At 47.5% G+C, this 13,486-nt stretch carries 13 protein-coding genes; 8 read left to right on the top strand and 5 right to left on the bottom strand.

Translation table 11 applies throughout. From position 1 onward, the window contains the following. Nucleotides 1-57: 57 nt before the first annotated feature. Nucleotides 58-834 carry a sulfite exporter TauE/SafE family protein gene (locus BN1234_RS12240; protein WP_054956967.1) on the top strand — a complete coding sequence of 259 codons (777 nt, stop codon included), beginning with the start codon at nt 58-60 and terminating at the stop codon, nt 832-834. A gap of 109 nt (nt 835-943) precedes the next feature. Then, nucleotides 944-1,960, top strand: coding sequence for an NADP-dependent oxidoreductase (locus tag BN1234_RS12235; RefSeq protein ID WP_054956947.1), 1,017 nt, complete (start codon nt 944-946; stop codon nt 1,958-1,960). A gap of 752 nt (nt 1,961-2,712) precedes the next feature. On the opposite strand, the gene BN1234_RS12225 is transcribed toward BN1234_RS12235, so the two are convergent. After that, a complete protein-coding gene (locus tag BN1234_RS12225; RefSeq protein WP_054956945.1) occupies nt 2,713-3,204 on the bottom strand; it encodes a CcdC family protein in 492 nt (163 codons plus the stop codon). 638 nt (nt 3,205-3,842) lie between these two features. On the opposite strand from BN1234_RS12225, the gene BN1234_RS12220 reads away from it, so the two are divergent. Beyond that, nucleotides 3,843-4,373: a sigma-70 family RNA polymerase sigma factor gene (locus BN1234_RS12220; protein WP_170308030.1), complete on the top strand. Its 531-nt coding sequence runs from the start codon at nt 3,843-3,845 to the stop codon at nt 4,371-4,373. After that, complete coding sequence (locus tag BN1234_RS12215; protein WP_054956943.1) at nt 4,366-6,105, top strand: DUF4179 domain-containing protein; 1,740 nt, start codon at nt 4,366-4,368, stop codon at nt 6,103-6,105. The genes BN1234_RS12220 and BN1234_RS12215 overlap by 8 nt, the downstream gene beginning before the upstream one ends. 62 nt (nt 6,106-6,167) lie before the next feature. Here BN1234_RS12215 and BN1234_RS12210 read toward each other — a convergent pair whose 3' ends face one another. From BN1234_RS12210 to BN1234_RS12200, 3 genes are all read right to left on the bottom strand, one after another. Further along, entirely contained in the window at nt 6,168-6,581 is a 414-nt protein-coding gene (locus tag BN1234_RS12210) for a hypothetical protein (protein WP_054956942.1), read from the bottom strand. Between the two features lie 80 nt (nt 6,582-6,661). Continuing rightward, the gene (locus BN1234_RS12205; RefSeq protein WP_054956941.1) at nt 6,662-7,288 is read right to left on the bottom strand and encodes a helix-turn-helix transcriptional regulator; all 627 of its coding nucleotides are present in this window, start codon (nt 7,286-7,288) and stop codon (nt 6,662-6,664) included. A gap of 192 nt (nt 7,289-7,480) precedes the next feature. After that, on the bottom strand, nt 7,481-8,647 hold the full coding sequence (locus BN1234_RS12200) for a copper amine oxidase N-terminal domain-containing protein (RefSeq protein ID WP_245640162.1): 1,167 nt from the start codon (nt 8,645-8,647) through the stop codon (nt 7,481-7,483). Between the two features lie 244 nt (nt 8,648-8,891). On the opposite strand from BN1234_RS12200, the gene BN1234_RS12195 reads away from it, so the two are divergent. Further along, the gene (locus BN1234_RS12195) at nt 8,892-9,950 is read left to right on the top strand and encodes a lactonase family protein (protein ID WP_245640163.1); all 1,059 of its coding nucleotides are present in this window, start codon (nt 8,892-8,894) and stop codon (nt 9,948-9,950) included. A gap of 70 nt (nt 9,951-10,020) precedes the next feature. Here the strand turns inward: BN1234_RS12195 and BN1234_RS12190 are convergent, their stop codons facing one another. Then, entirely contained in the window at nt 10,021-10,671 is a 651-nt protein-coding gene (locus tag BN1234_RS12190; RefSeq protein WP_082423186.1) for a cell wall hydrolase, read from the bottom strand. A gap of 495 nt (nt 10,672-11,166) precedes the next feature. Between BN1234_RS12190 and BN1234_RS12185 the strand changes: the two genes are divergently transcribed. The 3 genes from BN1234_RS12185 to BN1234_RS12175 all read left to right on the top strand — a co-directional run. Continuing rightward, the gene (locus BN1234_RS12185) at nt 11,167-12,243 is read left to right on the top strand and encodes a sulfate ABC transporter substrate-binding protein (protein WP_054956939.1); all 1,077 of its coding nucleotides are present in this window, start codon (nt 11,167-11,169) and stop codon (nt 12,241-12,243) included. A 39-nt stretch (nt 12,244-12,282) separates the two neighbouring features. Next, nucleotides 12,283-13,125, top strand: a complete 843-nt coding sequence (gene cysT / locus BN1234_RS12180; RefSeq protein ID WP_054956938.1) for a sulfate ABC transporter permease subunit CysT — start codon at nt 12,283-12,285, stop codon at nt 13,123-13,125. A 32-nt stretch (nt 13,126-13,157) separates the two neighbouring features. Beyond that, a partial coding sequence (locus tag BN1234_RS12175) for an ABC transporter permease family protein (protein WP_503121321.1) occupies nt 13,158-13,486 on the top strand: 329 nt, incomplete at its 3' end.

The following is a 13,486-nucleotide window of genomic DNA, read 5'->3' as shown; positions in this document are numbered from 1 at the left end:
GTTGAAGGGAACCAGGCTTGGTTCCCTTTTTTTAAGAAGGAGGGACTTTATATGGACATGAGCTTATCGTTTATCGTGACTATCTTTTTGATCGGATTTATAGGCTCCTATATTTCAGGCATGGTAGGTATAGGCGGCTCCATTATTAAATATCCGATGTTGTTATATATTCCGCCTTTGTTCGGGCTCGCGGCTTTCAGCGCGCATGAGGTGTCCGGCATCAGTGCCGTCCAGGTGCTCTTCGCGACCATTGGGGGCGTATGGGCATATCGTAAGGGCGGATATTTAAATAAAACACTTATCATATATATGGGTACAGCCATTCTCATCGGTAGCTTTATTGGCGGATTCGGCTCGAGATCGATGAGTGAGAGCGGCATCAACTTGATCTATGGCATTCTGGCGTTGACCGCAGCGATCATGATGTTTATTCCCAAAAAAGGTGTAGATGATATTCCGCTGGACCAGGTCAAGTTCAATAAATGGCTTGCTGCGGTGCTGGCCTTAATTGTGGGTATAGGGGCAGGCGTTGTAGGTGCGGCCGGTTCGTTCCTGCTTGTGCCGATCATGCTTGTGGTATTGAAAATTCCTACGAGAATGACCATCGCTTCCTCACTCGCGATTACCTTTATCTCTTCCATCGGTTCTACAGTAGGTAAGGTGACGACCGGACAGGTCGATTACTTCCCGGCCCTGATCATGATCATTGCCAGTCTGATCGCTTCTCCGCTCGGCGCTTCCGCCGGTAAGAAGATGAATACCAAGTTGCTGCAAATTATACTGGCTGTGCTGATTCTGGCGACGGCGATCAAGATCTGGCTTGATATTTTGTAATTGGACAGAATGGTTAATATATAGAAGGACTGTTAACGCAGTTCATATTTAATGCCTTAAATACTGGAGCCGTAATGGAAAGAAGTATCTTAAGGAGGTTATTAACCATATGTCCATTAATGAAAAAATATTGTTAGCCAGCCGTCCGCAAGGAATGCCGGATATGAGCAGCTTCTCGCTTCAAGAAGAACCCCTGCCTGTACCCCAAGCGGGTGAGGCCCTTGTGCGTACGCTGTACTTATCCGTTGATCCTTATATAAGGGGGCGCTTAAGTGAAGCGAAAAGCTATGCTGAGCCCTATAAAATAGGAGAAGTCATTAAGAGCGGAGCCATAGGGCAGGTCATGGAATCGGCAGATCCCGAATTTAAGCCGGGGGATGTCGTAGCCGGAACATGGGGATGGCAGCGTTTTGCTGCAGCAGACACCTCTACTCTTCGCAAGGTGGATCCCGAATTAGCTCCTATCACGGCCTCGCTGGGTGTGCTTGGCATGACGGGGCTCACGGCTTACTTCGGCCTGCTCGATATCGGCCAGCCGAAAGAAGGCGAGACGGTGGTTGTATCCGGTGCGGCAGGTGCTGTCGGTATGGTGGTCGGACAAATTGCCAAGCTAAAAGGAGCAAGGGCTGTCGGAATCGCTGGATCCGATGAGAAGAATACCTATTTGACGGAGCAGCTCGGCTTCGATGCGGCAATTAACTATCGTACCGAGCCCGATCTGTTGGCTGCCCTCGAGAAGGCTTGTCCAAATGGGGTGGATGTGTACTTCGATAATGTAGGCGGCGAAGTGTCCGATGCGGTGCTGTCGCTCATTAACAAAAATGCCCGTATTCCAATCTGTGGTCAAATAGCGCTGTACAATCTGGAAAAGCCGGATCAAGGCCCTCGGGTTCAGAGCACACTGCTTACGAACACAGCTTTAATGAAGGGATTTCTGGTCGGAGACTATTCGAAGGATTACCCGAGAGCCATGGCTGATCTGGCGAAGTGGGTTGCCGGAGGCCAGATTCAGTACGCCGAGAATATAGTCGATGGCTTTGAGAATACAATTGAGGCCTTTCTAGGCTTGTTCTCTGGAGATAATCTCGGGAAGCAGCTGGTGAAGGTAAGTGAACTGACAGAATAGACACGACCACTCACTCAATAGAAAAATACACAAAAATAAAGACATGGCGCTTGCCCAGGGAGACGATCCCGGCAGCGCCATGTCTTTGATTGTTTTTGTTATATCCAGACGATTGACCGAGTCATTGACCATACAAACTAGATGGTTGGATGGAATGTTGTCCTCCAGATTGATTTTGGTCAATCCCCAATTTGTAGAAAGAAAACACCTATACAAGTTCGAGCATCACTACGAATGCGTATCATTCTTACGATCACTGTTGCCCCCAGATTTCTTTTTAATGATGTAAATATTGTTGAAATCTGGAGGCAAAGGTGAACGCTTCGCTTCTCCAGAGTGATTCCGCCTTCTCCGTTGTAGAATAGTTCTCTAAGTTCCCTTAGCCTACAAGCTGGTTCCTGTAATATCAATATACAGGAGTCAGATTGTTTAACTTCGCTGGACTCTCCTTCATTATAAGATCGGATGAATTCCTCTATTCTTCTTTTTGCATCGTTATGTCCACTTTTCCTCATTATGAAGGCGGAATTTCCTCCTTCTTTACTTCATCGTAATATAATTTATACTATTAACCTTTCTTTTCCATAAAAAATACACCCCCTAGAATTTATCGAATTACCCAAGGGGCTATTCCAACTTCTATTCTAAGGGGTGCACTTTATTTTACTAAAGGTCGGTTTCGTGTTCATTTTTTTTGTATGGACAAGCACGAAGCAGCGTCTTCTCCTCCAAACCAGAAAAATGAACTCGCCTTAAACCACCGACTCCGATTGAATAACCTTCTGATACTGGCGATACATCGCGAGGCGCCAGTGCGTAATCATGCCGTAAGCAAGCAGGAAGAACAGCGCCGCGGTCTGAGGAATTGAAATATGCTCCTCAATATATCTGTGCAGCAGCAGACGTGCCGCGAGCAAACCAAGCAAAATAAACACAAAGCTTCGGGAGCGTTTCGTAAAGACTTGACCGTCAACTTTCTCGAATTTAGTACCGCGAATGAGCGGATACGAGAAGATGAACCAGCCGACCAGAAAAGCAAGAAAGCCCCACAAGACAGGAATTCGAACCTGAGGCTCGACAAACATGAAGAAACCGGTGGTCATGCCGAGCGGTGGAATCACAATCTTCTTGATCGTAACCGGACGATGACTTGCCTTCATACGAATAAAAATAACAGCGAGCGCCATGACCGCCATAACGATCGTGGAGCCTATTTGAAGAATTGGGGAATTCAGATCAACCACAATTCAGGACCTCTTTCCATTAAAAATGTCACATATCTATGAATAATCGAACATAATAGATTATACCACATATATCAAAGGAAAGAGTTAACTGTGGGGCAGAAATGATAATGGGGTGACCTTCCACAATAAAATCGGAAAATTTAATAAATTTACCATATTTTGAGTGCAAATTTCAAAAAATTACGTTACCATAAAGTTAAGAATATAGAAAAATATGTAGATCCATGACCGACAATGCAGAAGAAAGGGAGACTGGACTAATGGGGATGTACAAACATATTATTATTTTGTTAATCATGTATTCAATCGCAGGTCTATTATTATTTAGAGCAAGTGAACGTACTCCTTACTTACTCCCTATAATTTGGTTTACAGCTCTTATCCTGCTCATATGTGGTCTATGCTATATTTACTATCAATATGAAGCCCGCCGCCGGGGAAGAGGAAGTCGTGAAGATATACGGTAGAAAGTGACTGTCCCTTGGGGCAGTTTTTTTGCGTTTGACACGGGATGAATTGTTTTTTGCTAGCTTTTGTGATTATTTATCCAAAAAATAAAACGTTATGCTTACATACTCCGTCTAATTCACATAGCAGAACAAAAATAAAGGGGTAGCAACAGGGGGAGGAGCATCATGGAAGATCTCGAGCTGGCACAAGCCGCCTGCAGAGGGGATGAGTCCGCATTTCATGCTCTGGTTACAGGGCAGAGGAGGCGGTTGTACGGTATTGCCTACAGTTATTTACATAATGAAAATGATGCACTTGAGGCAGTGCAGGAGACGGTGTGCCGGGCATGGAGCAAGTGCGGAAGACTCCGGAATCCGGAAATGTTCGTTACCTGGCTGATTCGGATTTTGATTAACTGCTGTGTGGATGAGCAGAAGCGCAGGAAGCGGGTCATTCCATACGAGGAGATTCAGCACAAGCACTCGAAGACCGGTGAGATGGTGAGTGACAGTAAGCTGGACCTGGAACGTGCCTTAAACAGGATGAAACCCAAGTACAGGCATGTGCTGATTCTGAAATACTATCAGGATATGACAGTCGCAGAAATTGCAAGAGTGCTGGATTGTCCGGAAGGGACAGTCAAGACAAGACTGCATCAGGGATTAAAGCTGCTGCGGCAAAAAATAGAGCCAGGAGGTGCGGCAATCCATGTATGAGAAGGAAGAGCACATGCTTAGAAGCTATTTTCGAGATGCTGAAGCAAGCCGGACGGAAGTATCGGATGATGCACTGGAAGCGGCCATTCAGGAAGGGCTTCGCCGTGGTAAACATGCCAAACGATCCCGTACACGCTATATTAGGGCAGCCATCCTGGCAGGTGCAGCAGCAGCCGTATTCTTGTTGATGTGGGGCGGGTCCTTGCAGCTGCCGGGGCCCAAAAATCAATTGGCATCAGAACAAGCGAATTCCGGGCCGTACCCTCCACTGAAAGGGCATAATTTGCAAGGAGATATTACGCTGAATACAGCGAATAACCACGGACTGATTCAGCCGGTTGGAAAGTCTGTCACACAAGGAGACTATACCATAACAGTTGATGGCATATTGGTGGGATCACAGCAATTGAAGGTGTTCTATACCCTGGAGAACCGGTCGAAGCAAAAAGCCATTATTCTTGGCACGGCACTTGAAAAAGATGGAAGATATTCCGTGTACGGTCAGGTTTCTGGGGGCCATGATATGGGCCTGGAGATTCAGCGGCTTCAAGCTGATTTTACTTTTCCAGAAGAATTAAATCCAAGCAGCAAGGATATAAATATTGTTTTTCGGGTCGGGCCTGACTCTGCGAATGCCCGCTATGAACATGAGGCTGAGATTGAGGGTGAGGAGAAACTGAAGGTGGGGATTAAGCTCGATCTCGATACGTATCAGAAGTTTACACGAACGGTCCCGCTAAATGAGGAAGTTGAGATTTCCGGGCAGCGGATACAGCTCCAGAAGATCGTGATCTCTCCGGCAGGCATGATTTTAAAAGCAAGTGTAGAGCCCGATAACACATTGAAAGTATCAGGTCTGTGGGAACCCTATTTAGAGTCCGTGAAAGATGGGCAATCGACTAAGCTAAATTACACGAGTTCCTTTATGCCAGATGAAAATGGAGAATTAACATATTTCTTCGACAGTAACGCGCTGGACCAGCCTGATTCGATTAGCTTGAGGGCAAGCGGCATGTTTGCTGTTGATCCGGCTAAGCTGAAAGTGGTGGTCGATACGAAGCAGAAGGCTGTGCTTAGCTCTCCAGATGAACTTATAAAGTTCGGCTCCTATACGAACAGTAAAGAAGGACAAATCTTGACGCTTGAATATGAAGAGAGCAATGAGCGACATTACGGGTATGTGGATTTTTCCGAAGAGTTTACCGATGGGGAAGGGAACAAGCATAAGCTGGATGATTCCTCGAAGGGAGTACGCTCGACAAAGACATCAACCGATACAGGCGGATTAAAAGCGACAGAATATCTGTATCTGAAGCCGGAGGAATACCCTCAGCCGCTGACATTTACGCTTAGAAGTTATCCAGGTGTCATTGAGAAGCCGATTGCCGTGCCCTTTGTAGCGCAGGGTGAGGATATCAAGCATTGGGACTCTGCGGTACTGGATAACATTCCTAAACCGGAAGGAGCCAAGGAAGCGGGGATCATCGAATCCGACAATCCAAATATTCGAATGGGTGTTAAATATGAACTTGAGAATATTGGAGGAGAGCAGGGGCTTTATCCGCCGATGGAGTATTTCGAACAATTGGAGGCTGACGGATGGTCGGAGGTCGAAGACAAGCGGCTGGGGCATATGCATTTTTTTGAGAAGGAAGGTTCGGTTTCAGCCATAGAAGTTAGAGAAGATTTTATTGTTATATACGAAATGGAAGAGGGCTCGACCTCGTATTGAATCCGCCCCTGAGCATGTGCTGGATGCATGAAAAAACACTGGGAAAAGCATTTCTGCTTCTCTCAGTGTTTCTTTTTATCCGCTTGAGTATTTCCATCCGGAATTCTTGCATCAAGCAGCTCTATGATTGCTTTCGGGACACCGTTCAGCAGGAGCCACTGCCGCAGTGTCTGAATAGCACGGATTTGTCCATTTCCTTCATCTCTCCAGGTAAGGAGCTCGACAACCTTAACGATCAGTGCCAAGAGCTTGGAATTGTCTAGTTCTGTCTTCTCGGCACGAAGCTTCTGGTAGAGGGCTTCCTTCTCCCAGTCCAGCAGTATTTCCTCGCTAATGGTTGGTTTCGTTATTGTGTGTCCATAATCGCAGCTTGGGCAGCGAACGCTCGCAAACTGTTCATTCTCGAACGTTACAGTGATATTTTCCCGGCACTCCTGGCACAGGTAACTCACTTGAACCGGTTTGTTGTCGATCACGGGGAAGTCCTCCTTGAAAAAACAAGTTATATAGGTATCTATTTCTTACCCATAACTTGCTCAGTGGACCCAATATTCTTTTATTCCGTGATGACGTACACACAGCGGCAGCCTCCGCTTGCAAGACATTCGGTCCGCTGAACCTTCGCTTGAAGCAGGGAAGAGAACAGCTCCAGCTCACAGCTGCATGCTTGATTATAGCGGTTTGCAATTTGGGAGATAGGGCAGTTGTGCTCTTTAATCACATATTTGCCGTCTTCGGTCTGTTCACATTCAGCCATATATCCGTTGTCATTTTGGATGTTTGTCAGCGTTCGCACACGGTCAGCCAGCACTTTGCCGGCAACTCCTGCTTCGTAGCGCTGGCGCAGCTTGTCGCGACGGCGTTCGAACAGTCGAGAAACCATCTCTTCTCCTGCTTCTTCAGCCAGCTCATCCAGCAGATCTAATGTCAGCGTGGAATACTTGTTCGGAAACAGCGCTTCGGCGCACGGTGCAAGACGATATAACGTCAGCGGCCGCCCCATCGCCTGACGAATCAGCTCGGTTTCAATCACGCCATCCTTCTCAAGACTGCCCAGATGCCGGCGAACGGCCATCTCGGTAACAAGAAGGGCAGAAGAGATTGATTTTGCGCTGAGCGGTCCCTGAGTTTTTAGCATATGGAGAATGGTATCCCGTGTGGAAAGCTCCTGTGTTGGTTCCATCTTGGTCACCACCTGATTGATAATTCAGCATTTTTACAGAATGCTTTTTTTAAGAATGACTTATGAGAGTTATTATCGCTTATCCGTGAAGGCCTGTCCACCCAAAGACTTTGTGGAAAAGAACCCTTATAAGATGACAAAACCCCGCTATACCGGCGAGCCTGGTATAACGGGGTGAGGGAAGGCTGTATACTACTCGGTGAGATCCAGCGCATCGTAAATGAGCCACTCTCCATTTTGTCTTTTGAACCAGTAAAGGATGGAGCTTGAATATGCCTCTCCCTCAAAATCATCAGTTTCCTCCACATACATTAACGCATCGTTACCCTCATAGTAGACGACGCGGGAAGAAGCAGCTCCCAGGTTGAAGCTGAGGTCTTCGAAAAATCCCGATTCATCCAATGTTTTAATGATCTCGGAATAGGTTGAATCCGGGAAAATAGCAGAGTAGAGAAGCTCGGTATTGTTCTCATTGATTCCTTTATACTGTGTTTCAAGCGTACTTGTAAGAGCCGTACGAACACCGTTAGGCACTTCCGGCTTAGCTGTAAGCAGGCTGTCTGGAATTTGATATTCAAGTTCGAGCAGGTCAGTCGTGTATTCCTTCCACTTGCCGTTCGCATCCTTTTTCAGGATTACCTCGAAGCTGGCTGTGAAATCCCATGCGAATTCTCCGCCGGTATGACGGTATGTCTTCTCTACCGTAGCGAGCACTGACGATCCGGCAATGGTGACACCGGAGGCTGCCATGGATACGGACTGCTGGGACAGAGCTTGCTCTTTATACATATCTGCATAATTCTGATAGTTCGGTGATTTCGGATGTATTGCGGTTAATGCCAGCTTGTAGTCGCCTTTCGTTTCAGCGGCTGCCTGGTCCTTGTACAGCTTCTTTACTTCAAGGCTGGTTTGAGCTGTTATCGTTTTACGATCAATCTTGATGGTGCGTGTTTTGGCATCCCATTTGACGGGCAGCCCTGTTGATTCAGCAACGAATCGAAGCGGCACGAGCGTATTTCCTGCATGAGTGTAGGGAGCGATGGCTAGTGTTGTCTTCTGTCCATTCACATAAGCAATCTTAGATCCAAGCTTCATCTGCAGCTTCTGGTCTGCAAAGGTTCCTGTAATCTGCTTGGTTGCGGAATTCCAGTTAACTTTATAGCCAAGAGTTTGGAACAAGGGACGGAACTGAACGAGCGTAACCCCGTTCTTAATGACGGGCGCTACCTGAAACTTGATTTCTTTTCCATCCAGGAACACCCGGATTTGTGCCGCTGCTGAGACAGGGGCAGCCTGAATCACACTGGTAAAGAGGAATAACACAGCGAATAACAGCACTCCAATTCTTCTCTTCATCATAGATGATAACTCCTTCATGTTAGTAATATAGAGGATAATATCTGTGGGTAATCGTACCGGACATGGGTAAAAAGTGCAATATCTTTTGTTACATGTAAATATTGGATTATAATGAGATCTGCGATTATTTTGTGAAATGAGTGCAGAGGAGGGGTCAAGAGGAAAACGTACTGGGTAATACATAATGACCATCGTTATTTTTATTTACTTGTTCATAAAGAGAGGAGTGAGGACAACGGTGACTATGCAAAATGAAATTTATTTCTATATAGGGACCTATAGTTCCGCTGAAGACAAAGGGATCTATCTGGGTGCTCTAAACCCGGACAATGGTGAAATGAAGCTTCTGGACGGAACATCAGGTATTGAAAATGCGACATATTTGGATTTCGATGAGCTGCATCGTGTCCTGTATGCTGTAAGCGAAGCAGGAGAGAGTGTAGTAGTCGCTTACAGTGCAGACCCGGAGACTCGCAAACTGACAGAGATGAGCCGTACATCAACGGATTCTTCAGGCACATGCCATGTTTCCCGTTCGCGGGACGGCAAGTACCTGTTCACTACAGGTTACAGTGATGGACGAATTACAGTGCTCGAGCTGGGGGAAGAGGGAGATGTAGGAGAGATTGCTTCAATTATTCGCCACAGTGGGCGTAGCCTGATTGATGATCGCCAGTCTGAAGCACATCCGCATTCCATACTCCAAGACCCTCATCATAAATATGTAATTGTAAGTGATCTCGGAATGGATGAGGTCATTCTGTACCGCCTTGAAGACGGCAAACTCGTTACCCATCGGGAGATCAGCCTGCCGCCGGGTGCCGGTCCGCGTTTCGTAGCATTCCATCCGTCAGGAAAGTGGCTGTATGGCGTGAATGAACTGAACAGCACGGTGACGGTGTATGCTTATGACTCCACATTCGGGGATCTGAAGCTGCTCCAGCATGTTTCAACACTTCCGGAGGATGTGGTGCTGGACAATACAGGAGCTCATATTCTGGCCTCGCCGTGCGGACGCTTCCTGTATGTATCCAACCGGGGGCATGACAGTATTGTTCAATATGAGATCGACACAGAAACGGGAATGCTGAATCCGGTGAACTGGGTTTCCTCCGGAGGCAAGACTCCGCGTCACTTTAACATGCTGCCAGGCGGTTATTTAGTATCTGCCAATCAAGACAATGGACTTATTGCAAGTTATAAAATCGATAAGGATACCGGCCGGCTGGAAGCAACCGGGCATACGATTGAGGTTCCGCATCCAGTCTGTATCTGTCCAGTAGTGAAGGCCAAAAAAGAATAGCAAAAACAGAAGGCTCCTGAGCAATCAGGAGCCTTCTGTTTTTATTTCGATATGCTGTTTTTTTGCAACATTATCTGGCAAATATATGACTTCCGATCTTTACAGTTCTAGGCCGCGAAAATATCCACTGACTGGTTGCTATTTTCGGATTAAAGTAGTAGAGAGCATTTTTGGTAGGGTCCCAGCCGCGAACAGCATCAAGGGCTGCTTTATAAGCCTGCTGATTCGGTTTCAGGTTGTACTGCCCGTCACTTACTGCGGTGAATGCATTTTTCTGAAACACAACACCTTTTGCTGTATTAGGGAATCCCTTGGTTTGAATTCGGTTCATAACGACTGCACCTACGGCGACCTGACCTTTATAGCTTTCCCCGCGGGCCTCACTATAGATTACCTTGGATACCATTTTAACCTCATATCTGCTCAGGGAATACTTTTTGAGCTTTCTCCAGGTTGCTGGCCCCGTCATTCCGTCAGGAGTGGTGCCATACTTCTTCTGGAAGGCAATCACCGCTGCTTTGGTTCCCTTACCGTAGTGTCCGTCAAGCGGCCCGCTGTATAATTTCAGTGTTCTTAAACGATACTGAAGATCCCATACATCGTTATGTGAGTCTCCATACTTTACAGGAATCTGGGCCTGAGCTTGTGGTGACCAAATTGCAGTGCCTATGAGAAAAAAGATCATAAAGACAGGAATGATCTTCCATTTTTGATGTGCCATCGTCATCAACTCCTTTCCGTTGAGATTATAAAGACTGAAGAAGTGCGGTACAACGGCCTTTTTCTGGAAAATCGCGGCAGCCCGTGCGGCATATGGGAACTCGCCAATTTATTTCTTGTTGCTAACTTGCTTGCTTTTGCCAATTAACAAACCGCAATTTTACATAGCAGGAAAATGATTCATCCAACAGAGAACTTTATCTAGACTCTAATATTTTCATTCTTATATACAGCTAAAAAACGGTTGACAGCCGGCAGCAGAGTCATTACAATTACCTATAACATACTAAACAGGTAGGAATTATATAGATTGTTCTCACCGTATGAACGGAGGAACACCCGCAGAATGGCAGATACAGCTTACAGCTGATTTGACTCTATTCACGGGTTTTCCTCCGTTCTTTTTCTTTTTGCACATATTCCTGTTTAGTACATTGGGGTTGCCAATGTAGCGTCGGCTTGGCAATCCCGCAGATAAGTGGGGGAGTGATTTGATATGAGAAAAGGTTTAAGACGAGGGGCTATGATTGGATTCGTGGTCATAATGACAGCGGTCTTGGCTGCTTGCGGTACCGGGAAAGCGAACACTCCTGCAGCCGGCAAGGAAGCTGAAAAGACAGCAGGTGCAGAGGCTAATAGCCTGGAGCTTCTTAACGTGTCTTATGATCCCACACGGGAATTGTACGAGAGCTACAACAAAGCCTTTGCTGCTTATTGGGAGAAGGAAAAAGGGCAGAAGATTACATTCAAACAGTCTCATGGTGGCTCCGGCAAACAAAGCCGGTCAGTGATCGATGGTCTGGAGGCGGACGTGGTCACATTGGCTCTCGGATATGATATTGATGCGATCCGTCAGTCCGGGCTCATTCAGGAAGGATGGGAGGGTGAATTCGAGCACAACAGCGCGCCGTACACGTCAACGATTGTGTTTCTGGTACGCAAGGGCAACCCGAAAGGGATCAAGGATTGGCCGGATCTCATAAAAGATGATGTGGAGGTGATTACACCCAATCCGAAAACATCAGGCGGTGCACGGTGGAATTACCTTGCTGCATGGGGTTATGCGCTGAAGGCGAATCAGAATGATGAGGTGAAAGCTGAGTCTTTTGTGAAAGAGCTGTTTACCCATGTACCGGTTCTCGATAGCGGAGCCCGCGGGGCAACAACAACGTTCGTGGAGAGACAAATCGGTGATGTGCTTTTGGCTTGGGAAAATGAAGCGTATCTGTCGATTAACGAGCTTGGCCCGGATAAATTTGAAATTGTGAACCCAGCGGTCAGCATCCTGGCAGAGCCTCCGGTTGCAGTTGTAGATAAGATTGCCGACAAGCACGGAACGCGTGAGGTAGCGGAAGCCTATCTGAAATATTTGTACAGTGAGGAAGGACAGCGGATCGCTGCGGATCATTATTACCGTCCGACTCTGGACCATGTAAAAGAGGAATATAAAGATAAATTCCCGGAAATTGAGCTGTTTACACTGAAGGATGTATTCGGGACTTGGGAAGAGACGCAAGCGAAGCATTTTAACGATGGGGGAATCTTCGACAGGCTTTACGCGCCCGGCAGCTGATCGACCGTATAGGCAGAAGGCAGGAAAGGATGAGGACGGATGGATTTATTACGTATCAGAGGCAGGAGAGAGCGGAGGGTGCTTCCCGGTTTTGGCCTAGCGATGGGGTTTACCGTATTGTACATGAGTCTCGTTGTATTGGTGCCGCTATCGGCACTGCTGCTGAATCAAACGGGGCTTACCTGGAGCAAGTTCTGGGATATCGCAGTCGATCCGCGGGTGCTCGCTTCCTACCGGGTCAGTCTTGGTACGGCAGCGATTGCGGCCTTGATTGATACCATTCTCGGACTGCTGCTGGCTTGGGTATTGGTGAGGTATAATTTTCCCGGCAAGCAGCTCTGGGATGCCCTTATCGATCTTCCATTTGCCCTGCCAACTGCCGTGGCAGGGGTTGCACTGACCGCGATCTATTCCGCGAACGGCTGGATAGGCTCCATTCTTGAGCCGCTCGGCATAAAGGCGGCTTTTACCCCCTTAGGGATAACGATTGCACTGATGTTCATCGGCATTCCCTTTGTGGTGAGGACGGTTCAGCCTGTACTGCAGGATGCAGAGCGTGATGCCGAAGAGGCTGCGGCTACGCTCGGCTCCGGGCGCTTGCGGACCTTTCTTACGGTAATCCTTCCATCCTTGTTGCCGTCGCTGCTGACCGGATTTGCACTGGCATTCGCACGCGGCATCGGCGAATACGGGTCCGTTGTATTCATCTCCGGCAATATGCCCATGAAGACCGAAATCGCGCCGCTGCTTATCATGTCGAAGCTGGAGCAGTTTGATTATGCAGGTGCTACAGCAGTAGCGTTGTTACTCCTGCTTATTTCTTTTCTGGTACTGCTCGGGATCAATCTTCTGCAGCACTGGACGCGAAAAACGGCTCGTTAGGTCTAACGAAAGTACAAGGGGAGGATATAACAATGGCAGCAGAAGAGAAGCCGTGGGTGAAATGGACCTTGATCATGGCAGCAGGCATCGTCCTGCTCTGGTTGATCGTTCTTCCTCTCCTGACGGTACTCGTAGAAGCGATGAAGAAAGGATGGGATGTATACGCAGCTGCGCTTTCCGACCCGGATGCTTTATCGGCTCTGCGGCTTACCTTGTTTGTCGCGGCGATTACCGTCCCTCTGAATACGTTGTTCGGTGTCATCGCGGCCTGGAGCATTACAAAATTCAAGTTTCGGGGGAAAGGGCTGCTGCTCACACTGCTTGATCTGCCCTTTGCCGTATCCCCGGTCATCGGCGGTTT

Origin of the sequence: Paenibacillus dakarensis, assembly GCF_001373415.1 — a bacterium.
Taxonomy (GTDB): Bacteria; Bacillota; Bacilli; order Paenibacillales; family Paenibacillaceae; genus Paenibacillus_AQ; species Paenibacillus_AQ dakarensis.
Note: the sequence above shows the minus strand (reverse complement) of the source record. Positions and strands in the feature narration are given on the sequence as shown.